Source organism: Pseudoxanthomonas sp. LjRoot125, from assembly GCF_964252705.1.
Lineage (GTDB): Bacteria > Pseudomonadota > Gammaproteobacteria > Xanthomonadales > Xanthomonadaceae > Pseudoxanthomonas_A.
Genome location: NZ_CAXUOY020000001.1, coordinates 2,237,350 through 2,257,413 on the forward strand (window position 1 = coordinate 2,237,350; position 20,064 = coordinate 2,257,413).

At 66.5% G+C, this 20,064-nt stretch carries 21 protein-coding genes and 2 tRNA genes; 15 read left to right on the top strand and 8 right to left on the bottom strand.

All coding sequences use genetic code 11. The features are described from left to right. Positions 1 to 3: 3 nt before the first annotated feature. Together ACSION_RS10325 and ACSION_RS10330 are read left to right on the top strand one after the other, a co-directional pair. Positions 4 to 1,194: a low temperature requirement protein A gene (locus ACSION_RS10325; protein WP_435306697.1), complete on the top strand. Its 1,191-nt coding sequence runs from the start codon at positions 4 to 6 to the stop codon at positions 1,192 to 1,194. 37 nt (positions 1,195 to 1,231) lie between these two features. Continuing rightward, positions 1,232 to 3,073, top strand: coding sequence for a monovalent cation:proton antiporter-2 (CPA2) family protein (locus ACSION_RS10330; protein WP_435305897.1), 1,842 nt, complete (start codon positions 1,232 to 1,234; stop codon positions 3,071 to 3,073). Between the two features lie 9 nt (positions 3,074 to 3,082). Here the strand turns inward: ACSION_RS10330 and ACSION_RS10335 are convergent, their stop codons facing one another. After that, positions 3,083 to 3,874 (bottom strand): alpha/beta hydrolase, encoded by a 792-nt coding sequence (locus ACSION_RS10335; protein ID WP_435305898.1) that lies wholly within the window; start codon positions 3,872 to 3,874, stop codon positions 3,083 to 3,085. After that, a complete protein-coding gene (locus tag ACSION_RS10340) occupies positions 3,867 to 4,163 on the bottom strand; it encodes a DUF1244 domain-containing protein (RefSeq protein WP_435305899.1) in 297 nt (98 codons plus the stop codon). The genes ACSION_RS10335 and ACSION_RS10340 overlap by 8 nt, the downstream gene beginning before the upstream one ends. A 150-nt stretch (positions 4,164 to 4,313) precedes the next feature. On the opposite strand from ACSION_RS10340, the gene folD reads away from it, so the two are divergent. From folD to tadA, 4 genes are all read left to right on the top strand, one after another. Beyond that, a complete protein-coding gene (gene folD / locus ACSION_RS10345; protein ID WP_435305900.1) occupies positions 4,314 to 5,171 on the top strand; it encodes a bifunctional methylenetetrahydrofolate dehydrogenase/methenyltetrahydrofolate cyclohydrolase FolD in 858 nt (285 codons plus the stop codon). Between the two features lie 119 nt (positions 5,172 to 5,290). Beyond that, positions 5,291 to 6,748 (top strand): IMP dehydrogenase, encoded by a 1,458-nt coding sequence (gene guaB / locus ACSION_RS10350; RefSeq protein ID WP_056878680.1) that lies wholly within the window; start codon positions 5,291 to 5,293, stop codon positions 6,746 to 6,748. A 60-nt stretch (positions 6,749 to 6,808) separates the two neighbouring features. Then, complete coding sequence (gene guaA, locus ACSION_RS10355; protein ID WP_299346985.1) at positions 6,809 to 8,374, top strand: glutamine-hydrolyzing GMP synthase; 1,566 nt, start codon at positions 6,809 to 6,811, stop codon at positions 8,372 to 8,374. Further along, positions 8,374 to 8,850, top strand: a complete 477-nt coding sequence (gene tadA, locus ACSION_RS10360) for a tRNA adenosine(34) deaminase TadA (protein ID WP_435305901.1) — start codon at positions 8,374 to 8,376, stop codon at positions 8,848 to 8,850. Before guaA ends, tadA begins: the two co-directional genes overlap by 1 nt. On the opposite strand, the gene ACSION_RS10365 is transcribed toward tadA, so the two are convergent. Beyond that, entirely contained in the window at positions 8,847 to 9,317 is a 471-nt protein-coding gene (locus ACSION_RS10365; protein WP_093485906.1) for a DUF2721 domain-containing protein, read from the bottom strand. The two genes, tadA and ACSION_RS10365, sit on opposite strands and share 4 nt — an antisense overlap. Positions 9,318 to 9,417: 100 nt before the next feature. On the opposite strand from ACSION_RS10365, the gene orn reads away from it, so the two are divergent. Then, entirely contained in the window at positions 9,418 to 9,981 is a 564-nt protein-coding gene (orn, locus tag ACSION_RS10370; RefSeq protein ID WP_093485908.1) for an oligoribonuclease, read from the top strand. Positions 9,982 to 9,993: 12 nt separating this feature from the next. Here orn and ACSION_RS10375 read toward each other — a convergent pair whose 3' ends face one another. Both ACSION_RS10375 and ppsA read right to left on the bottom strand, forming a co-directional pair. Further along, complete coding sequence (locus tag ACSION_RS10375) at positions 9,994 to 10,944, bottom strand: mechanosensitive ion channel family protein (RefSeq protein ID WP_435305902.1); 951 nt, start codon at positions 10,942 to 10,944, stop codon at positions 9,994 to 9,996. Positions 10,945 to 11,037: 93 nt separating this feature from the next. Continuing rightward, the gene (gene ppsA, locus ACSION_RS10380; RefSeq protein ID WP_435305903.1) at positions 11,038 to 13,410 is read right to left on the bottom strand and encodes a phosphoenolpyruvate synthase; all 2,373 of its coding nucleotides are present in this window, start codon (positions 13,408 to 13,410) and stop codon (positions 11,038 to 11,040) included. A 151-nt stretch (positions 13,411 to 13,561) separates the two neighbouring features. Here ppsA and ppsR point away from each other — a divergent pair, with 151 nt between their 5' ends. Next, positions 13,562 to 14,383 (top strand): posphoenolpyruvate synthetase regulatory kinase/phosphorylase PpsR, encoded by an 822-nt coding sequence (gene ppsR, locus ACSION_RS10385; protein ID WP_435305904.1) that lies wholly within the window; start codon positions 13,562 to 13,564, stop codon positions 14,381 to 14,383. A 116-nt stretch (positions 14,384 to 14,499) separates the two neighbouring features. Beyond that, positions 14,500 to 14,982 (top strand): DUF1249 domain-containing protein, encoded by a 483-nt coding sequence (locus ACSION_RS10390; protein ID WP_435305905.1) that lies wholly within the window; start codon positions 14,500 to 14,502, stop codon positions 14,980 to 14,982. 11 nt (positions 14,983 to 14,993) lie between these two features. Here the strand turns inward: ACSION_RS10390 and ACSION_RS10395 are convergent, their stop codons facing one another. The 3 genes from ACSION_RS10395 to ACSION_RS10405 form a co-directional block, all read right to left on the bottom strand. Beyond that, a complete protein-coding gene (locus ACSION_RS10395; protein WP_056878688.1) occupies positions 14,994 to 15,221 on the bottom strand; it encodes a hypothetical protein in 228 nt (75 codons plus the stop codon). 210 nt (positions 15,222 to 15,431) lie between these two features. Next, a tRNA-Glu gene (locus tag ACSION_RS10400) sits at positions 15,432 to 15,507 on the bottom strand. Between the two features lie 52 nt (positions 15,508 to 15,559). After that, positions 15,560 to 15,635, bottom strand: a tRNA-Ala gene (locus ACSION_RS10405). A gap of 138 nt (positions 15,636 to 15,773) precedes the next feature. Here ACSION_RS10405 and ACSION_RS10410 point away from each other — a divergent pair. Genes ACSION_RS10410 through ACSION_RS10435 form a run of 6 tightly spaced genes read left to right on the top strand, consistent with a single transcriptional unit; the run spans position 15,774 to position 20,060 of the window. Continuing rightward, positions 15,774 to 16,511, top strand: coding sequence for a beta-ketoacyl synthase chain length factor (locus ACSION_RS10410; RefSeq protein ID WP_435305906.1), 738 nt, complete (start codon positions 15,774 to 15,776; stop codon positions 16,509 to 16,511). Further along, on the top strand, positions 16,453 to 17,301 hold the full coding sequence (locus ACSION_RS10415; protein ID WP_435305907.1) for a lysophospholipid acyltransferase family protein: 849 nt from the start codon (positions 16,453 to 16,455) through the stop codon (positions 17,299 to 17,301). The genes ACSION_RS10410 and ACSION_RS10415 overlap by 59 nt, the downstream gene beginning before the upstream one ends. After that, a complete protein-coding gene (locus tag ACSION_RS10420) occupies positions 17,288 to 17,548 on the top strand; it encodes a phosphopantetheine-binding protein (RefSeq protein ID WP_435305908.1) in 261 nt (86 codons plus the stop codon). The genes ACSION_RS10415 and ACSION_RS10420 overlap by 14 nt, the downstream gene beginning before the upstream one ends. 20 nt (positions 17,549 to 17,568) lie before the next feature. Continuing rightward, positions 17,569 to 17,823, top strand: a complete 255-nt coding sequence (locus ACSION_RS10425) for an acyl carrier protein (RefSeq protein WP_435305909.1) — start codon at positions 17,569 to 17,571, stop codon at positions 17,821 to 17,823. 13 nt (positions 17,824 to 17,836) lie between these two features. Continuing rightward, the gene (locus ACSION_RS10430) at positions 17,837 to 18,388 is read left to right on the top strand and encodes a hypothetical protein (RefSeq protein WP_435305910.1); all 552 of its coding nucleotides are present in this window, start codon (positions 17,837 to 17,839) and stop codon (positions 18,386 to 18,388) included. Then, positions 18,381 to 20,060: an AMP-binding protein gene (locus tag ACSION_RS10435; protein WP_435305911.1), complete on the top strand. Its 1,680-nt coding sequence runs from the start codon at positions 18,381 to 18,383 to the stop codon at positions 20,058 to 20,060. Before ACSION_RS10430 ends, ACSION_RS10435 begins: the two co-directional genes overlap by 8 nt. The last annotated feature ends 4 nt before the right edge of the window (positions 20,061 to 20,064 follow it).

Sequence of the window (20,064 nt, forward strand, 5' to 3'; positions counted from 1 at the left end):
ACAATCTCCTTGAACGCACGCATCCACCCCTTGCTGCGCACGCCAGGTCAGCCGGCGAAAGTCGCCAACATCGAGTTGTTCTTCGATCTGGTCTACGTCTTCGCCGTCACCCAGCTGTCCCATCATCTGCTCGAGCACTTGACGCCATTGGGCGTGCTGCAGACCGCGACACTGTGGTTCGCGGTCTGGCTGGGTTGGCAATACACCGCCTGGGTGAGCAACTGGTTCAATCCCGAGCATCTCGTCATCCGCACCATGCTGATGGTGTTGATGGGCTTGGCGTTGCTGGTATCGGCTGCCATTCCCGAGGCGTTCGGCGAGCGCGGGCTGTTGTTCGTGATCAGCTTCATCGCCATCCAGGTCGGGCGCACGCTGTTCGTGCTGGCCAGTCTCGGTCGCGGCCATGCGTTGACGCCCAATTTCCTGCGGATCCTGTGCTGGGTGCTGGTCTCGTCCGCCTTCTGGATCGCCGGGGGACTCAGCGAAGGCTCCACGCGCCTGGCACTGTGGCTGCTGGCGGTCGCTTGCGAATACGCATCGCCGATGGCGGGGTTTCCCGTGCCTGGGCTGGGACGGTCCCGGACCTCGGACTGGACCATCGATGGCGGCCACCTGGCCGAGCGCTGCCAGTTGTTCGTCATCATCGCGCTGGGTGAATCGGTGCTGGCCACCGGTGCTTCGTTCGCGCATGCGCACCATCCCGGGCTCGCCGTGTGGGTTGCATTCGGCGTCTCCTTCGTCGGCTGCGTGGCGATGTGGTGGATGTACTTCGACACCTCCAGTGGCGACGCCGCCCACGTGATCGAGCACTCGGACGATCCGGGGCGCCTCGGTGCGTACTTTCACTACGTCCATGTGTTGTTGATCGCCGGCGTCATCGTCAGTGCGGTGGCAGACGATCTGGTGGTGGCGCATCCGCTGGATCCGGTGTCGCCGAAGTACGCTGCCGTACTGTTGGGCGGGCCGCTGGTCTATCTGTTCGGCAACGCGCTGTTCAAGCGCGTCGTCTATGGCCGCTTCCCGTTATCGCACCTGTTGGGCATGGCCGCGCTGATCGCTGCGTGGCCGTTGTTGTCGCGGCTCACTCTGTTGGCGGCGGGGGCATCGACCACCGCCGTGCTGGTGCTGGTCACGGTGTGGGGTGCGTACTACCGTCGCAGCGGAGATCGCGCCTCGTCGATGCAGCACGGCTGAGACATTCGCGCCGGGCGACATCCGGTAGACTCGCGGCATGAGTGCAGAATCGGGTGCCAGCCAACTGGTGAGTGTCGTCGCCCTGCTGGGTGCGGCGGTGGTGACGGTGCCGATTTTCCGGCGCCTGGGATTGGGCTCGGTGCTGGGCTATCTGGCTGCCGGCCTCGCGATCGGTCCGTTCGGCCTGAAATGGTTCAACGATCCGCAATCCATCCTGCACGTCGCCGAATTGGGCGTGGTGATGTTCCTGTTCGTCATCGGCCTGGAAATGCGGCCCAGCCACCTGTGGAGCCTGCGCAAGCAGATCTTCGGCTTGGGAGCGCTGCAGATCACGGTGTGCACGGTGCTGCTGACAGGCGTGGGCCTCGCATTCGGCTATCCGCTGGCTGTCTCCTTCATCGGCGGCATGGGGTTCGTGCTGACGTCCACGGCGGTGGTGATGCAGCTGCTGGCCGAGCGGGGCGATGTCGCGCTGCCGCACGGGCAGAAGGTGGTCTCGATCCTGTTGTTCGAAGACCTGCTGATCGTGCCGTTGCTGGTGTTGGTGGCCTTCATGTCCCCACAGGTCGTGCAGCCGGAGGAAGGCTCGCGCTGGCTGGCGATCGGCATCGGCGTGGCGTCGCTGGCCGGCTTGATCGCCGCGGGCATCTGGTTGCTCAATCCCTTGTTCCGCGTGCTGGCAGCGGCCAAGGCGCGCGAAGTGATGACGGCGGCGGCGTTGCTGGTCGTGCTGGGCGCTGCGCTGTTGATGCAGTTGGGTGGTCTGTCGATGGCGATGGGCGCGTTCCTGGCGGGCGTGCTGCTGTCGGAATCGACCTTCCGTCACCAGATCGAAGCCGACATCGAGCCGTTCCGCGGCATCCTGCTCGGCCTGTTCTTCCTCGGCGTGGGCATGGCGCTCGACCTGGGCGTGGTGGCGAACAACTGGCCGCTGATCGTCAGCGCGGTGCTGGCGATGATGGTGGTCAAGGCCGCCTGCATCTACGTCGTCGCGCGGGTGACGCGCAGTCCGCATGCCGAAGCGCTGGATCGCGCGGTGTTGATGGCGCAGGGCGGCGAGTTCGCCTTCGTGCTGTTCGCCGCTGCGGCCGCGGCCGGGATCATCGATGCGACCGTCAATGCCAACCTGACCGCCATCGTGGTGCTGTCGATGGCGCTGACGCCGTTGTTCGTACTGCTGCTGCGCCGCTTCACCCACCCCGATGCCCCGTCGATGGAGGGCATCGAGGAAGCCAAGGGCCTCTCCGGCAGCGTGCTGATCATCGGCTTCGGGCGCTTCGGCCAGGTGATGAGCCAGTCGCTGCTGGCACGCGACGTGGATGTGACCATCATCGATACCGACATCGAGATGATCCGCAGCGCCGAGGAGTTCGGCTTCAAGATCTACTATGGCGACGGCACACGGCTCGACGTGCTGCGCGCCTGCGGTGCGCAGACGGCGCAGTCGATCGCGATCTGCATCGACGACAAGGATGCGGCGAGCCGCATCGTGGAACTGGTCAAGCACGAGTTCCCGCAGGCCCAGGTGCTGGTGCGCTCGTTCGACCGCGAGCATTCGCTGGCGCTGATCGGCGCAGGCGTCGACTACCAGATCCGCGAGACGTTCGAGTCCGCGGTGGAGTTCGGCAAGGCGGCGCTGGTGAGCGTGGGCATCTCGCGCGAGGATGCCGATACCATCGCGCTGGAAATCCGTCGGCGCGATGCCGAACGCCTGGAACTCGAGATCGCCGGTGGCGACCTGCGGTCCGGCATCCCGGCGCTGTATGGCAACGCGAAGCACACCAAACCGACGCCGACGCCGTTCACCAAGCCCAAGCGCGAAGCGAAGGCGCTCAACGAGGAAGCCGCCGAGATCATCGGCGAGGAAGAAGAGGAATAGCCGGCCCGCTCAGTGGGTGCGGGGTTCCAGGAAGGCCGTGAGCGCCGCCTCGTAGGCTGGATCCAGCGACAGATCGTCATGGCCGGCGGTGGGGAAATCGACCACGTCAGCGCGCCCCGGAAAGGCACCGAGCAGCCGGTCGGTATGCGGAGGTGGTACGACCACGTCGCGGCCTGCCCGTAGGACCAGCAGCCTTCCCTGATGATGGGGAAGGCGCGCGTGCGAGTCGTAGCGGTCCTTGAGCAGCCACCTTACGGGAAACATCGGGTAGTGCGCCTGTGCGACGGCAGCCAGGCTGTCGAACGGCGTCACGAGTACCAGCGCCGGCACCTCGCGTTCGGACGCAACGTAGCTGGCCACGCCGCTGCCGAGGCTCCGTCCGATTACATCGACCTCACCGGCGGGATGGCGTCTGGCGACCTCATCGTGCAGGGCGAGTGCGTCGGCGAGCAAGCGGGCTTCCGTTGGTTCACCGTCGCTGGCGCCATAGCCGCGATACGCCACCAGGTAGACCGTGTGCGCGGGCAACGCACGGGTGAATGCCTCGCGGTTGGCGTCGACGGATTCCGCGTTGCCGCCGAAGTACAGCACGGCGTCGCGTTGACCGGGATTCGCGACCCAGCCCCGCAGCACGGCTCCGGGCCGTGGCAGGGCGAAATCCGTCTGCGCCGCGTCCACCCGGGTGAACTGCGGGTAATAGATCAGTCGCCGCTGCTGCAGGTAGAGCAAAGCGCACAGCGCGAGGTAGGTGGCGAGGAGTGCGGCCGCGGCCCAGGCCAGCATCCGCGGTGGCCTACCCATGCCGCTCCTGCGCGGCCTTGAACGCGGCCAGTTGCTCGGGTGTCGCCTCGCGCTGGTGGCGCGCCTTCCAGTCGCTGAAGGGCATGCCGTAGACGTGTTCGCGGGCCTGCTCCTTGTCCATCGCCACGCCTGCGGCGTCGGCGGCCTCGCGGTACCAGTCCGCGAGGCAATTGCGGCAGAAACCCGCGAGGATCATCAGGTCGATGTTCTGTACATCGGTGCGCGCCTCGTTGAGGTGCTGGAGGAGGCGACGGAAGGCGGCGGCTTCCAGGGCGGTGGTATCGGTCATCGGTGGTTGATCCAGGACGGGCAGGTGGGCGCGATGTCGGTCGCGAAACCGGTGTTCGAAACGGCGTCCGATGCGCGCATCGCGCGGTTTCCACAGACACCCATGCCGGAATCGGGGACAATACGCGCCGACTCTACACCCCACGTTCCCATGACTGCCCGAATCCTGGACGGCCGCCGCATCGCCGAGAACCTGCTGGACGAACTCAAGGTCCGGGTGGACGCGCGCGTCGCGGGCGGCTTGACGCGGCCTGGCCTGGCCGTGGTGCTGGTGGGCGGCGACCCGGCCTCGACCGTGTACGTGCGCAACAAGCGCCGCGCGGCCGAGAAGGTCGGCATCGAGGCGTTCGACTACGACCTGCCGGCCGGCACGTCAGAGGCGCAATTGCTGGCCCTGATCGACCAGTTGAATGCCGACACCAAGATCCACGGCATCCTCATCCAGCTGCCGCTTCCCGGCATTCCAGACGCCACCCGCCTGATCGAGCGCATCGACCCGCGCAAGGACGTGGACGGGTTCCATCCGGCCAATGTCGGCCATCTGGCGCTGCGCCAGTTCGGTCTGCGCCCGTGCACGCCACGTGGCATCACCACCTTGCTCGGCTACACCGACCAGCCTGTCCGCGGCCGCAACGCCACCATCGTGGGTGTCAGCAACCATGTGGGCCGCCCGATGGCGCTGGAACTGCTGATCGCCGGCTGCACCGTGACCAGCTGCCACAAGTTCACCCCCCGCGAGGTGCTGCAGGCCCGGGTGGGGGACGCCGACATCCTGGTGGTGGCGGCGGGCAAGCCGGGCCTGATCCCGGGCGAATGGGTCAAGCCGGGCGCCGTGGTGATCGATGTCGGCATCAACCGGTTGGAGGACGGACGCCTGGTCGGCGATGTCGGCTTCGACGCGGCCGCACAGCGGGCCAGTTGGATTACCCCGGTCCCGGGCGGCGTGGGGCCCATGACGGTGGCCACGCTGATGCAGAACACCCTCGAAGCGGCCGAAGCGGGCGCCTGAGGCGCTTCCAGCGTTGCGGCCACGGTACCGGGCCGTTCCATCCGCGACCGTCCGACGCAGGCCATCGGGCGCCGTTGTGCGGTACAATATCGCGCTTCCCCAACTATCCGGGCCCGCCGATGCTGCGCATCCAGGCTGAAGCACTGACGTACGACGACGTCTCCCTCGTCCCCGCCCATTCCACCGTCCTGCCCAAGGATGTCAGCCTGGAGACGCGCCTGACGCGCGACCTGCGGCTGAAGCTGCCGATCGTCTCGGCCGCCATGGATACGGTCACCGAGGCCCGCCTGGCCATCGCCATGGCCCAGTTGGGCGGCATCGGCATCCTGCACAAGAACCTGACCGTCGAGCAGCAGGCCGCCGAAGTGGCCAAGGTCAAGAAATTCGAAGCCGGCGTCATCAAGGAGCCCTTCACGGTCGGGCCCGAAACGACCATCGCCGAAGTGCTCAAGCTCACCCGCGCCCGCAACATCTCCGGCGTGCCGGTGGTGGACGGCGGCCAGCTGGTCGGCATCGTCACCAGCCGCGACATGCGCTTCGAAACGAAGCTCGATGATCCGGTCCGCCACATCATGACCAAGAAGGATCGCCTGATCACCGTGCGCGAAGGCGCCAGCGACGGCGAAGTGCTGCAGCTCCTCCACAAGCACCGCATCGAGAAGGTGCTGGTGGTCAACGACGCCTTCGACCTGCGCGGGCTGATCACCGTCAAGGACATCCAGAAGAAGACCGACAACCCCAACGCCGCCAAGGACAGCGCCAGCCGCCTGGTCGTCGGCGCCGCGGTGGGCGTGGGCGGCGATACCGACCAGCGCATCGAAGCGCTGGTGGCCGCGGGCGTGGACGTCATCATCGTCGACACCGCGCACGGCCATTCGCAGGGCGTGCTGGATCGCGTCAGCTGGGTCAAGAAGCGCTTTCCGCAGCTGCAGGTCATCGGCGGCAACATCGTCACCGGCGACGCTGCGCTCGCATTGATGGACGCCGGCGCCGATGCGGTGAAGGTCGGCGTGGGCCCGGGTTCGATCTGCACCACCCGCATGGTGGCCGGCGTGGGCGTGCCGCAGATCACCGCGATCGACATGGTCGCCGAAGCGCTGCAGGACCGCATTCCGCTGATCGCCGATGGCGGCATCCGCTACTCGGGCGACATCGGCAAGGCGATCGCCGCCGGTGCGTCGACGGTCATGATCGGTGGCCTGTTCGCGGGCACCGAAGAGGCGCCGGGCGAAGTCGAACTGTTCCAGGGCCGCAGCTACAAGAGCTACCGCGGCATGGGCAGCCTGGGTGCGATGGAGAAGGGGTCGAAGGACCGCTACTTCCAGGACGCCAGCGATGCAGACAAGCTCGTGCCGGAAGGCATCGAAGGTCGCGTGCCGTACCGCGGTTCGGTCGGCGGCATCATCCACCAGCTCGTCGGCGGCCTGCGCGCCACGATGGGCTACGTGGGCTGCGCGACCATCGAGGACATGCGCAGCAAGCCGAAGTTCGTGGTCATCACGGGCGCCGGCCAGCGCGAGAGCCACGTGCACGACGTGCAGATCACCAAAGAGCCACCGAACTACCGGATGGGCTGATCGTTGCCAGAGAAGGGAGACGCCAGCGTTTCCCTTCTTCGTTTATAGCCGCAGGACACCATGACGAATATCCACACCGACAAGATCCTCATCCTCGATTTCGGCGCGCAGTACACGCAGCTGATCGCCCGTCGCATCCGCGAGATCGGCGTCTACTGCGAAATCTGGGCGTGGGACCACGATCCGGACGAAATCGCGAAGTTCGGCGCCAAGGGCATCATCCTGTCGGGTGGGCCGGAGTCGACCACGCAGCACGGCGCACCCGCGGCGCCGCAGCAGGTGTTCGATAGCGGCCTGCCGATCCTCGGCATCTGCTACGGCATGCAGACCCTGGCCGCGCAGCTGGGCGGTGCGACGGAAGCCGCCGACGCGCGCGAGTTCGGCCACGCCGAGGTGCAGCTGGTCGCGCACGACGCGTTGCTGGGTGGCCTGAGCGACCACCAGGGTGCGCCGCGCATCGACGTGTGGATGAGCCATGGCGACCACGTCGCGAAAGCGCCGCCGGGCTGGACGATCACCGCCACCACCGACCGCATCCCGGTCGCGGCGATGGCGTTGGAAGAAAAGCGCTGGTACGGCGTGCAGTTCCATCCGGAAGTGACGCACACCAAGCAGGGTCAGACGCTGCTCCGCCGCTTCGTCGCCGAGATCTGCGGCTGCAAGACGCTGTGGACGGCCGCCAACATCATCGACGACCAGATCGCCCGCGTGCGCGAGCAGGTCGGCTCGGACGAGGTGATCCTGGGCCTATCCGGCGGCGTGGATTCATCGGTCGTGGCCGCGCTGCTGCACAAAGCGATCGGCGATCAGCTGACCTGCGTGTTCGTCGATACCGGCCTGCTGCGCTGGCAGGAAGGCGACCAGGTGATGGCGATGTTCGCCGAGCACATGGGCGTCAAGGTCGTGCGCGTCAACGCGGCCGACCGCTATTTCAGCGCGCTGGAAGGGGTCGCCGACCCGGAGGCCAAGCGCAAGATCATCGGCAACCTGTTCGTCGAGATCTTCGAAGAAGAGTCGAACAAGCTGAAGAACGCCAAGTGGCTGGCGCAGGGCACCATCTATCCGGACGTGATCGAGTCGGCCGGCAGCAAGACCGGCAAGGCGCATGTCATCAAGAGCCACCACAATGTCGGTGGCCTGCCCGAGCACATGAAGCTGGGCTTGGTCGAACCGCTGCGCGAGCTGTTCAAGGACGAAGTGCGCCGCCTCGGCGTCGAACTCGGCCTGCCGCGCACGATGGTCTACCGCCATCCGTTCCCGGGCCCCGGCCTGGGCGTGCGTATCCTGGGCGAAGTGAAGCCCGAGTACGCCGAACTGCTGGCCAAGGCCGATGCGATCTTCATCGACGAACTGCGCAAGGCCGATCTGTACGACAAGACCTCGCAGGCTTTCGCCGTGTTCCTGCCGGTCAAGTCGGTGGGCGTGGTGGGCGATGCGCGCGCGTACGAGTGGGTGATCGCGCTGCGCGCGGTCGAGACGATCGATTTCATGACCGCGCATTGGGCGCACCTGCCGTACGACTTCCTCGGCACCGTCTCCAACCGCATCATCAATGAGCTGCGCGGCGTCTCGCGCGTGGTCTACGACATTTCAGGCAAGCCGCCGGCCACCATCGAGTGGGAGTGATGGCCGGCCACGACGACGAGCACTGGATGCGGCACGCGTTCGCCCTGGCGGACCGTGCCGAGCGCGAGTTCGATGAAATCCCGGTCGGCGCCGTGCTGGTGGGTGCGGACGGCGAGGTGTTGGGTGAAGGCTGGAACCGCAACATCCTAGATCACGATCCGACGGCGCATGCCGAGATCGTGGCGATGCGCGAAGCGGGCCGGGCGCTGGGCAACCATCGGCTGGTCGACAGCACGCTCTACGTGACCCTGGAGCCGTGCGCCATGTGCGCCATGGCGCTCGTGCACGCCCGGGTGTCGCGGGTGGTGTATGGCGCGACCGATCCCAAGACCGGCGCTTGCGGGAGTGTCTTCGACCTGATCACCGATCCACGCCACAACCACCGCATCGAGGTCTTGGGGGGCGTACTGGGCGAAGAAGCGGGGCGCCGCTTGACCAACTACTTCCGCGCCAAGCGCGGAAGGCCCCTGGTTTAGTTCGTCGAGGCAGGCGTCTTTCGCTTCACCTTGCGGTGGTCCATCTCTTCGTTGATCGCGGTGACCGCCAGCGTCGACTCGCGCGCAAGCAACAAGCTGGCGGCCAGCATCGCGACCACGCCGAGGGCGGCCAGCCAGGTCGGTAGCGATCCCAAGCGGTGTCCTGTGAACGTATCCACCGCGACCGCCAGGCTCGTACCCACGAAGCAGCTGATCGCGGCATACAGCAACTGGCCCGCGCGCAGGATTATCAGGCTGCGCAAGCGCTGCAGGCCGATGCGCTTCTCGAGCAGCCCGCGTTCTGCGTCGTCGTCCACGTCCGCCAGTTCGCGCAGCAGTGTGCGTGCTCGATCGATGATGCGGGCCAGGCGGTTGTTGGCGGAGAGCAGCAGTGATGCGGTCGCCGTGAGGAAGAAGGCCGGCGCCAGCATTGCGGTGAGGACGGCGTGATCGGTCGAAGGATTCATGGGCCGGTCGCAGGAAGAGGCTGCGTTATCATGACATGATGCGGCCAGACCGCATTCCTGTGGCGGGATTCCCCGGCCACTCCCCATCACGGACAGGTGCATGGCATCCCAAAACGCGAACAACGACCGCCTGATCTGGATCGACCTTGAAATGACCGGGCTCGATACCGACCGCGATTCCATCCTCGAGATCGCCACGGTGGTCACCGATTCGAAGTTGAACGTGCTGGCCGAAGGGCCGGAGTTCGCGATCGCCCACCCGGTCGCGGTGTTGGAAGCCATGGACGACTGGAATCGCAACCAGCACGGCAAGTCGGGCCTGTGGCAGCGCGTGGTCGAGAGCCAGGTGACGATCGCCGAGGCCGAAGCGCGTACGGTGGCGTTCCTGCACGAGTGGCTGCCCGCAGGCGCATCGCCGATGTGCGGCAACTCGATCTGCCAGGACCGGCGCTTTTTGCACCGGCTGATGCCGCGGCTGGAGAAGTATTTCCACTATCGCAACCTCGACGTCAGCACCCTCAAGGAACTCGCGCGCCGCTGGGCGCCGCAGGTGCTCGAAGGCGTGCGCAAGCAGGCCAGCCACACGGCGCTGAGCGACGTGCGCGATTCGATCGAGGAACTGCGCCACTACCGCAAGCACATGGCGGCACTGGCCGGCGAATGAGCCGGCAGGCGATTACGTGGCCGGCTTGGCCACGTCGCCGTCGTCGACGACACCCTTGGTGACGATGTCGCCCAACGGCGCACCATCGCCGTTGTGGTGGTACACGTGCAGGTCGCGCTGCGGGTAGGGGATGTTGAGGCCCTGGCCGATGATCTCGGTGCGCACGGCTTCGGTGAGGTCGCTCTTGGTCTCGCCGAAATCCTTGGTCTTCGTCCACGCCAGCAAGATCAGGTCGACGCTGCTCTCGCTCAGCTTGCTGACGATGACGCTCGGTGCCGGTTCGTCCAGTACGTGGGGATGATCCTGGGCGAGCTTCAGCAGGATCGCCTTGGCCTGCTTGAGGTCATCGTCGTAGCCCACGCCGACCGGGATATCGATGCGGCGTCGCGGCTTGGCGGTGAAATTGATGATGGGTGCCGTGGTGATCAGGCTGTTCGGCAATACGATCAGGCGGTTGTCCAGCGTGCGCATGCGGGTCTGGAAGATGCGCACTTCCTCGACGATGCCCTCCAGTCCCCCGGCCTGCACATAGTCGCCATCGCGGAACGGGCGCAGCACGATCAGCATCACGCCGGAGGCGATGTTGGACAGCGAATCCTTCAGCGCCAGGCCGACGGCCAGGCCGGCGGCACCCAGCACCGCCAGCATCGAAGTCGGATTCACGCCCAGCGAGGTGAGCGCGGTGATGATGACGAGCACCATCATCGCGGCATAGCTCGCGCGGCGCAGGAAACCACCCAGCGTCGCGTCCGCATGGGTGCGCCCCAGCACGCGCTCCAAGCCGAGGCTCAACCGCTTGGCCAGCCACATGCCGACCAGGAAGATGATCGCCGCCGCCAGCAGCTTCAGGCCCCATGTCTCGAGCAACTGCAGCCAGTCGATACCGCGCAGTTCCTGCATCAGCGCGGCGGGCTCGGTCGGGATCTCGGGCAGGGCGGGCGGGGTCTTGGCGGGGGCGGACATCGGGGCTCCTGAAAAACGGCACGCCCCATCAGGGGCGTGCAGTGGCATGAGGCGATGTTAACCGTCTTCACGTGAAGACGGTCGGGCGCGGCGTCAGCCTGCCTTGGTCTTCGCCAGGCGCAGCCAGGTGTCGACGACCGTGTCGGGGTTTAACGACACCGACTCGATGCCTTCGGCCATCAGCCATTCCGCGAGGTCCGGATGATCGCTGGGACCCTGGCCGCAGATGCCGATGTACTTGCCCTTCGTGCGTGCGGCCTTGATCGCCATCGACAGCATCTTCTTGACCGCGGGATTCCGCTCGTCGAAGAGGTTGGCGACGATGCTGGAATCGCGGTCCAGGCCCAGGGTCAGCTGGGTCAGGTCGTTGGAGCCGATCGAGAAGCCATCGAAGATGTCGAGGAATTCCTCGGCGAGCAGCGCGTTCGACGGTACCTCGCACATCATGATGATCTTCAGTCCGTTCTCGCCCTGGCGCAGGCCGTGCTTCGCGAGCACGTCGATGACCTTGCGGCCTTCTTCCAGCGTGCGCACGAACGGGATCATCACCCACAGGTTGTCCAGGCCCATCTCGTCGCGGACGCGACGCACGGCCTGACATTCCAGCGCGAAGGCGGGTTCGAACGACGCATCGACGTAGCGGCTGGCGCCGCGGAAGCCGATCATCGGATTTTCTTCATGCGGCTCGTAGCGGCTACCGCCGATGAGGTTGGCGTACTCGTTCGACTTGAAGTCCGACAGGCGCACGATCACCGGATTCGGCGCGACCGAGGCGGTGATGGTGGCGATGCCTTCGGCCAGGCGGTCCACATAGAAGCTCACCGGGTCGGCGTAGCCGGCCGTCTTGGCGTCGATCTTCTTGCGGACGTCCAGTTCCTGGCGGTCGTACTCCAGCAGCGCGAGCGGATGCACGCCGATGTGGCTGGCGATGATCATTTCCAGGCGCGCCAGGCCGATGCCGGCATTGGGCAGCTGACCGAAGTCGAACGCGCGCTCGGGGTTGGCGACGTTCATCATGATCTTGAGCGGCGCGGCCGGCATCGCGGCGAGATCGGTGGTGGTGCGTTCGAAGGGCAGGGCGCCCGCGTAGATGAAGCCGGTATCGCCCTCGGCGCAGCTGACGGTCACTTCGACGCCGTCGGTGATGTGGTCCAGCGCGTTACCGGTGCCGACGACGGCGGGCACGCCCAGCTCGCGCGCGATGATCGCGGCATGGCAGGTGCGGCCGCCGCGATTGGTGACGATGGCGCTGGCGCGCTTCATCACCGGCTCCCAGTCGGGGTCGGTCATGTCGGCCACCAGGACGTCACCGGGCTGCACGCGGACCATGTCGTCCAGCGAGCGCACCACGCGGGCCACGCCACTGCCGATCTTCTGACCGATGGCGCGGCCCTCGGCGATGACTTCGCCGCGCTTCTCCAGCGCATAGCGCTCGATCTGCGTGGCCTTGGCGCGCGACTTCACGGTCTCGGGACGGGCCTGGACGATGAACAGCTTGCCGGTCACGCCGTCCTTCGCCCACTCGATGTCCATCGGGCGGCCGTAGTGCTGTTCGATGACGAGCGCCTGCTTGGACAGTTCATGCACATCGCCGTCGCTGATCGAGAAACGGCCGCGCTGGTCGGCCGGCGTGTCTTCGATCTTCACGCGTTCGCCCGGTACGTCGGAATAGACCATCCGCAACAGCTTGCTGCCGAGCGCGCGGCGCAGGATCGCCGGCTTGCCCTGCTTGAGGGTGGGCTTGTAGACGTAGAACTCGTCGGGGTTCACCGCGCCCTGCACGACCATCTCGCCGAGGCCGAAGGAGGACGTGACGAACACCACGTCGCGGAAGCCGGATTCGGTGTCAAGGGTGAACAGCACGCCAGACGCACCCACGCCGGAACGCACCATCAGTTGCACGCCGGCGGACAGGAATACGTCTTCGTGCTTGAAACCGTGGTGCACGCGGTAGGCGATGGCACGGTCGTTGTAGAGGCTGGCGAAGACTTCCTTGACCTTGTGCACGACGTCGTCGGCACCGGTGACGTTGAGGAAGGTTTCCTGCTGGCCGGCGAAGCTGGCATCGGGCAGGTCTTCGGCGGTGGCCGAGGAGCGCACGGCGACAGCGACGTCACCGCCGCCGTTGTCGGCGCAGAGCTTCGTGTAGGCCGCGCGGATATCGGCATCCAGGTCCGGCTGCAGCGGGGCATCGATCACCCAGCCACGGATTTCCTTGCCCGCCGCGGTCAGGGCGGGCACGTCTTCCACGTCCAGCGTGGCCAGCTTGTCGAAGATGCGCTTGGACAGATCGTTGTGGGCGATGAAGGCCTTGAAAGCCTCCGCCGTGGTCGCGTAGCCGCCGGGCACGGAAACGCCCAGGTTGGCTAGGTGGCCGATCATCTCGCCCAGCGACGAATTCTTGCCGCCGACGCGGGCCAGGTCGGCCAGGCGCAGCTCGTGCAGCCACAGGATGTTCTCGTTCAAGCGCATTGCTCCGAAATGGACCACACCGCGCCGAGGACCGTCGGCGTGGGGCCGTGTCTAGGGGGAAGAAGCGATATGATGCAGTGCATACCAATTGCAGACAAGCTTGATTTAACAGGGGTTTCCATGGTGAAGCAGGGGGAAAGTGGCCATGTCTGAACTGCGTCCGGTGTTCTACGTGTCCGATGGCACCGGTATCACGGCCGAGACCATCGGCCACAGCCTGCTGACCCAGTTCGCGGGCATGCGGTTCCAGACCGACCGGCTGTCCTTCGTGGACGACGAGGAAAAGGCGAGGGATGCCGCCGACCGCATCCGCCGCACGGGTGAGCGGATGGGCTCTCGTCCCATCGTGGTGAGCTCCTGCGTGGATCCGGCGCTGAGCGCACTCATCGCGGAGAGCGGCGCGTTGATGCTGGATGTGTTCGCGCCCTTCATCGAGCCGCTGGAGCGCGAGCTGGGCGAACAGCGCCAGTCGCGCGTCGGCCAGGCGCATGGCCTGGTGGATTTCGAGACCTACCATCGCCGCATCAACGCGATGAACTTCGCGCTGACCCACGACGACGGCATGGCGGTGAACTACGACGAGGCGGACGTGATCCTGGTCGCCGTGTCGCGCGCGGGCAAGACGCCCACCTGTGTCTACCTGGCACTGCATTACGGCGTGCGGGCGGCGAACTATCCGCTGACGGATGGCGACCTGGAAACCGATCGCCTGCCTGCACGGCTGCGTCCCTATCGCCGCAAGCTGTTCGCGTTGACCATCGATCCGGAGCGCCTGCAGCAGATCCGGCAGGAGCGTCGCCCGAACTCGACCTATTCGAAGCTGGAAACCTGCAGGCGCGAGGTCGCGGCGGCAGAAGCGATGTTCCAGGTGGAGCGCCTGCCCACGCTGAGCACCACCAACAAGTCGATCGAGGAGATCTCCAGCAAGGTGCTCTCCACGCTGGGCCTGCAGCGCGAGATGTACTGAGCGGGGAGGGTGCGGCACGGGCCCGGAAATCCACGGGCGGTAGACCCTTAACTTAGGCCGCACGCGGGTGCGCGTCAATGCTGCCGCGCGGGGATTTACGCGTGTAGGATCGAGCCATGTCCCAGGCCCTGGCCCGTACCGCGCGTATCCCCCGGCTCAGCCGATTTGGTTGGCTGATGGCGCTGTATGCGGAGAACCACGCGCGGCTGCTGCGCCTGTTCGCACCCGAGCACCTGGCGCCCGGCCTGTACGTATCGTCCATTGGCGATGGGCTGGACGTGCGTCTGGAGGTCATCGAGACCCATCGCTATACGGTGGAACTGCGGCTGACCTACGACCTGTGCGACCCGCTGACCGGCGAACCCGATCCTTCGGCTTTCGTGCGGTTGTATCGCGATGCGCACCAGGCCGAAGCGACGCATTGCTATGTCGGGCGCCGCTGGCAGGACGTGATCGGGTTGTATCCCCCGCCCGCAGAGGTCATCAGCCATCGCATGAGGATGAACACCTTCCTCGGCAAATGGCTGGAGTATCTCGCCGAGCAGGGTCATGGCGTCGCCACGCTGCGCCCCGTCGAGGCAGCGCGCGCCATCGCCTGATCCTGATGGGTTCAGGCCACCCGCATGAAGCGGATGGCGTTCAACCGGCGCAGGCCGTTGCTCGCGTCCCGAGAAAGATTCATCACGTCGACCGCGCCGACGGTTTCCAGTTCGAGCAGTCGCTGGGCGACCGCGTCGAAAGCGGCTTCATCCAGGCCTAGTGACCCGGCGGTCCACCGTGTATCCCGATTGATGGGCAGTTGGGAAAGCAGTTCGTCTGTAAGCGAATCGTGGGTCATGACGGCAGGCTCCGGGCAAGGGGGCACCAGCTTCCACTGCACTTGTCTCAGGACGTGCGCCCGGCCAGCGATGACGCGATGGCGGGGCACACTCCGCTTCTACGCCGTCTGCCGTCAGATTCTTGTAAATGCCTGCGAAAGCGACGTTACGATCGTACGGCCGCCGCGAAAACAAAAAAAAGGCCCGGTTTCCCGGGCCTTCAAGAAGAGTGGCGTCCCCACGGGGATTCGAACCCCGGTCGCTACCGTGAAAGGGTAATGTCCTAGGCCTCTAGACGATGGGGACACACGAAAAATTTCGCCAGATTTTCATCCCGGACGGCCTATTGTCCGGAAGTTGGTGGAGCCAGGCGGGATCGAACCGCCGACCTCCTGCATGCCATGCAGGCGCTCTCCCAGCTGAGCTATGGCCCCACGTGCTGGCAGGAGCGGAATGATAGCCAGCCTCTTTCCGATGCGCAAGCGTTCGTAGAAAAAATTTCACGACTGGCGAACGTTGCGGCATGCGGGTGAAATACGACGCTTGAAGAACAACGGGGCCACGCGCGGCGCATGATCGGTTTGTCGGTGAAGGAATGGGCGGCGTGGGCACCGGGCCTGGTGGACCAGGCCGCGTGGTCGGCGTGGGCGCACGCGCCTTGGTTGCCGTCGGGAGAGGAAACCCCCGCATTGTCCGAAGTTCCGGCGATGCAGCGCCGGCGCATCGAGCGGCTGGGGCGCATGGCGATCCAGACCGCATTCTGGTGCCAGCGTGCGGACGGGGGCGGTGTACCGATGGTGTTCGCGTCCCGGCATGGGGATGTCGCGCGTTCGATGGAATTGCTGGAGGCGCTCGTCGCGGGCGATTCGCCCTCGCCGACGACGTTCGGGCTGTCGGTGCACAACGCCATCGCGGCGCTGTATTCCATCCTGCGGGGCGAGCGCGGCAATTATGTGGCGACGGCGGGAGGCATGGCCACGGTCGAGACGGCGTTCATCGAAGCGGCGGCGCTGCTCGCCGATGGCGCGTCCGAAGTGCTGTTGGTCGTTTACGACGCGCCGTTGCCAGCGGTCTATGCCAGTTTCGCGGACGAACCGGACGCGGGTTTCGCCTGGTGTTGGCGACTGGTGCCCACCGATCCCGTTCTGCCGAGCCTGCGGCTGGCCTGGGCCGCGGACGAGGCTGAAGGCGAAGGCGTGCCCGCTTCGCTGCCTCACGGGCTGGACGTGCTGCGCTTCCTGCTGGCGCGCGATGCGCAACTGGCATGGAGCGGCGACGGTGTGCGCTGGCAATGGCGGCGCGATGCGTGAGCGGCTGGGTCATGCGTGGCGGGTGGCAGGCACCGGCCTGAGCTTCCTCGCCTTCGGCGTGGGTGGCTTGATCCTTGGCGTGCTGGTGCTTCCGCCACTGCTTTGGCTAGTGCGCGACCCGGTGCGCCGTCGGCGCTGGTCCCGCCGCATCGTGCAGCGCAGCTTTGCCGCGCACGTCGGACTCATGCGGCGGCTCGGGGTGATGACCTACGAGATCCGCGGGCGCGAGCGGCTGGCGCGCGATGGACTTCTGGTGCTTGCCAATCACCCGACGCTGATCGACGTCGTGTTGCTGATCTCTTTGCTGCCGAACGCAGATTGCGTGGTGAAGTCGGCGGTGGCACGAAATCCGTTCATGCGGGGGCCGGTCCGGGCCGCAGGTTACGTATCCAACGACGACGGCGCAGGGCTGGTCGAGGACTGCATCGCCGCCGTCCGGGCGGGCGGGACGCTGGTGATCTTTCCCGAAGGTACGCGTACCACGCCGGGGCAGCCCCTCAAGCTCCAGCGCGGTGCGGCTAACATCGCGGTGCGTGGGGGGCTGGACGTCACCCCGGTGCGCATCTCGTGCACACCGCTGACGCTGGGGAAAGGGGAGAAGTGGTATCGTGTGCCGCCGATGCGGTTCCATATGGTGATCGATGTTCAGGAAGACCTGCCGATCGCCCCGTTCCTGAACGGAACGGAGGGGGGGGATCCGTTGGCGGGGGGAGAGGCGCTGGCAGCCCGGCGACTCACGGACTATCTGGCCAACTATTTTGCGGGAGATCCATCGCGTGCAGGCACTTGAGCACGAGATCAAGGAATTGATCATTTCGTCGTTGTCGCTGGAAGACATTTCCCCGGACGACATCGACACCACCGCGCCGCTGTTCGTGGAGGGCTTGGGCCTCGATTCAATCGATGCGCTCGAGCTGGGACTCGCGCTGCAGAAGCGCTATGGAGTCAGCCTGTCGGCCGACTCGCAGGAGACCCGCCGGCATTTCGCCAGCGTGCGGGCACTGGCGGATTTCGTCGTCGCCCAGGGCAAGGCTTGAGCGACGGCAGGACTGGCAAGATGACCAAGAACGAACTCTTTGAACGGATCGTCACGATCCTGCACGACAGCTTCGAGATCGACCCCGCGCGCATTACGCCGGAGGCGAAGCTCTACGACGACCTGGACATCGACAGCATCGATGCGGTCGACCTGATCGTGCAACTCAAGCCGCTGCTGGGACGGAACCTCCAGCCGGACGCGTTCAAGTCGGTGCGCACGGTGCAGGACATCGTGGACGTGCTGTACGGACTGATCCGCGACGAAGCCGCCTGACGCAGGCCGCCCCGTGTCCCGGATAGGCGCGGCCATCTTCGTGGTCCTGTCGGTGGCGTACCCCCTGGTGGTGTACTGGGCCATGGGCCGCTTCGAGCCCCGTTGGCTGGCGGTACTGCTGCTGGTGCTTGCGTTGCTGCGTGCGGTCGCGACGCGACAGGCCGTGTGGCTTGTCGCAGCGGCCGGCGCCACGCTGCTTGCCTTGCTCGCCACGGTCTCGAACGAAGCGCTTCCACTGAAGCTGTATCCCGCGCTCGTCAACGCGGTGATGCTGGCCGTGTTCGCCACCAGCCTGGCGTTCCCGCCGTCGGCGGTGGAGCGCATCGCCCGCATGACCGAACCGGACCTGCCACCGGCCGGCGTCGTGTATACACGGCGGGTGACCCAGGTGTGGTGTGTGTTCTTCGTCTTCAACGGTGCGCTGGCGGTAGCGACCGCGCTGTGGACATCCGACCGCGTGTGGGCCCTGTACAACGGCCTGATCGCCTATGTGTTGATCGGCACGTTGTTCAGCGTGGAATGGCTGGTACGCCGTCGCGTGCGGGCGAGACACTCGCATGGCTGAGTGGTGCCCGCTGGCTGACGTAGCCCTGCAGCCGTTGCCTGGCCGCACCTTCGCGCGCAGCGGAGGGCGCGTGCTCGACCACGCGGCGTTCCATCGTGAGTTCGTGCGCTGGCATGCGGCGTTCGGGGCAGCGCCGGGCGCGAGGTTCGCGCTCCATTTCGAAGATGCGACCCGCTTTGCCGCGGCCCTGTTCGGCGCCTGGCATGCGGGGAAGACCGTCGTGCTTCCCGGCGACGCACTGAGCGGGACCCAAGCGCGCCTTCAGTCGCACGTGGACGGATTCGCAGGTGACTGGCCGGGCACGATGGCCCTGAGCGAAGGCGTGGCGAACGACGGCGTCTTCGCGCCACTGGATCCCGAAGCCACGCGACTCGTGGTGTTCACCTCGGGCAGCACCGGCGAGCCGGTGGCCATCGAGAAGCGGCTCCGCCAGCTCGATGCCGAGGTGCGCGCCTTGGAGCGCGCGCTCGGTGAAGGCCTGGAGGACGTCGCGATCCACGGCACGGTCTCGCACCAGCACATCTACGGTTTGTTGTTCCGCGTGCTGTGGCCGCTGGCGGCGGGTCGCGCGATCGTGCCGCGCGCGTTCTTCCCTGAGGATCTGTTGGCGGCCATGGAGGGTCACGATGCGGTGCTGTTCGCCAGCCCGGCCCACCTGAAGCGGCTGCCAGCGCAACTGGACTGGTCGCGGCTGCACGGGCGCCTGCGCGCGGTGTTCTCGTCAGGGGGCGCACTGCCGGCCGAGGCCGCCCATGATGTCGCCCGTTTGCTTGGGGTACCGCCGGCGGAAATCCTGGGCAGCAGCGAAACCGGCGGCATCGCCTGGCGTCGATGGGACCGCGAGCAGCCCGCCTGGCAGCCACTGCCCGGCGTGGACTGGAAACTCACGGAGGGTGCGCTGGAAGTGCGTTCGCCGCACTTGGCCGAACCCGCCTGGTGGCGTACCCAGGATCGCGCCGAAGCCGATGGCGTAGGTGGCTTCCGCCTGTTGGGGCGAGCCGATCGCATCGTGAAGGTGGAAGAGCGGCGGGTTTCGCTGGATGCACTGGAGCGACAGATCCTGGCCCATCCCGCCGTCCGTGAAGCGCGCGTGTTGTTGCTGGGCGGGAGCCGCAGTGCGTTGGCGGCCGTGGTCGCGGTTGAAGCGGACGTTCCGCTCCCCGATGACGCGGCGGGCCGCCGTGCCCTGGCGAACACCTTGTCGCATCATCTCGCGGGTGCACAGGACGCGGTAACGCGCCCGCGGCGCTGGCGTTTCGTGGCCGCGATGCCGGCGAACGCACAGGGCAAGGTGACCGAGGCGGCGCTGACGGCGCTGTTCCGCCCCGAACGTCCCGAGACGCGCTGGACGCTGCGCGAACCTGCGCATGCGCGGGTGGAACTGCCGCTTGATGCGTCGCTGGCCGTCTTCGAGGGGCACTTCACCCAGGCGGCGATCCTGCCAGGGGTCGCGCAACTGGACTGGGCGGTGCAGCTGGCGCGCGAAGCGTTCCCGTTGCCGCCGCGGTTCCTCCGCATGGAGGCGCTGAAGTTCCAGCGTGTCGCGCGGCCGGGTGACGTGATCCGCCTGGATCTCGAGTGGCAGGCCGAGCGCAACACGCTGGTGTTCCGCTATGTGTCGGAACACGGGCCGCATGCCAGCGGACGCGTGGTGTTTGCCGATGGGGAATGAATCC

Excerpts from the sequence above, each read along its gene's own strand:
- ACSION_RS10330 (WP_435305897.1), top strand. The coding sequence starts at position 1,232 with ATGAGTGCAGAATCGGGTGCCAGCCAACTGGTGAGTGTCGTCGCCCTG.
- ACSION_RS10335 (WP_435305898.1), bottom strand. The coding sequence starts at position 3,874 with ATGGGTAGGCCACCGCGGATGCTGGCCTGGGCCGCGGCCGCACTCCTC.
- ACSION_RS10340 (WP_435305899.1), bottom strand. The coding sequence starts at position 4,163 with ATGACCGATACCACCGCCCTGGAAGCCGCCGCCTTCCGTCGCCTCCTC.
- folD (WP_435305900.1), top strand. The coding sequence starts at position 4,314 with ATGACTGCCCGAATCCTGGACGGCCGCCGCATCGCCGAGAACCTGCTG.
- guaB (WP_056878680.1), top strand. The coding sequence starts at position 5,291 with ATGCTGCGCATCCAGGCTGAAGCACTGACGTACGACGACGTCTCCCTC.
- guaA (WP_299346985.1), top strand. The coding sequence starts at position 6,809 with ATGACGAATATCCACACCGACAAGATCCTCATCCTCGATTTCGGCGCG.
- tadA (WP_435305901.1), top strand. The coding sequence starts at position 8,374 with ATGGCCGGCCACGACGACGAGCACTGGATGCGGCACGCGTTCGCCCTG.
- ACSION_RS10365 (WP_093485906.1), bottom strand. The coding sequence starts at position 9,317 with ATGAATCCTTCGACCGATCACGCCGTCCTCACCGCAATGCTGGCGCCG.
- orn (WP_093485908.1), top strand. The coding sequence starts at position 9,418 with ATGGCATCCCAAAACGCGAACAACGACCGCCTGATCTGGATCGACCTT.
- ACSION_RS10375 (WP_435305902.1), bottom strand. The coding sequence starts at position 10,944 with ATGTCCGCCCCCGCCAAGACCCCGCCCGCCCTGCCCGAGATCCCGACC.
- ppsR (WP_435305904.1), top strand. The coding sequence starts at position 13,562 with ATGTCTGAACTGCGTCCGGTGTTCTACGTGTCCGATGGCACCGGTATC.
- ACSION_RS10390 (WP_435305905.1), top strand. The coding sequence starts at position 14,500 with ATGTCCCAGGCCCTGGCCCGTACCGCGCGTATCCCCCGGCTCAGCCGA.
- ACSION_RS10395 (WP_056878688.1), bottom strand. The coding sequence starts at position 15,221 with ATGACCCACGATTCGCTTACAGACGAACTGCTTTCCCAACTGCCCATC.
- ACSION_RS10410 (WP_435305906.1), top strand. The coding sequence starts at position 15,774 with ATGATCGGTTTGTCGGTGAAGGAATGGGCGGCGTGGGCACCGGGCCTG.
- ACSION_RS10415 (WP_435305907.1), top strand. The coding sequence starts at position 16,453 with ATGCGCAACTGGCATGGAGCGGCGACGGTGTGCGCTGGCAATGGCGGC.
- ACSION_RS10425 (WP_435305909.1), top strand. The coding sequence starts at position 17,569 with ATGACCAAGAACGAACTCTTTGAACGGATCGTCACGATCCTGCACGAC.
- ACSION_RS10435 (WP_435305911.1), top strand. The coding sequence starts at position 18,381 with ATGGCTGAGTGGTGCCCGCTGGCTGACGTAGCCCTGCAGCCGTTGCCT.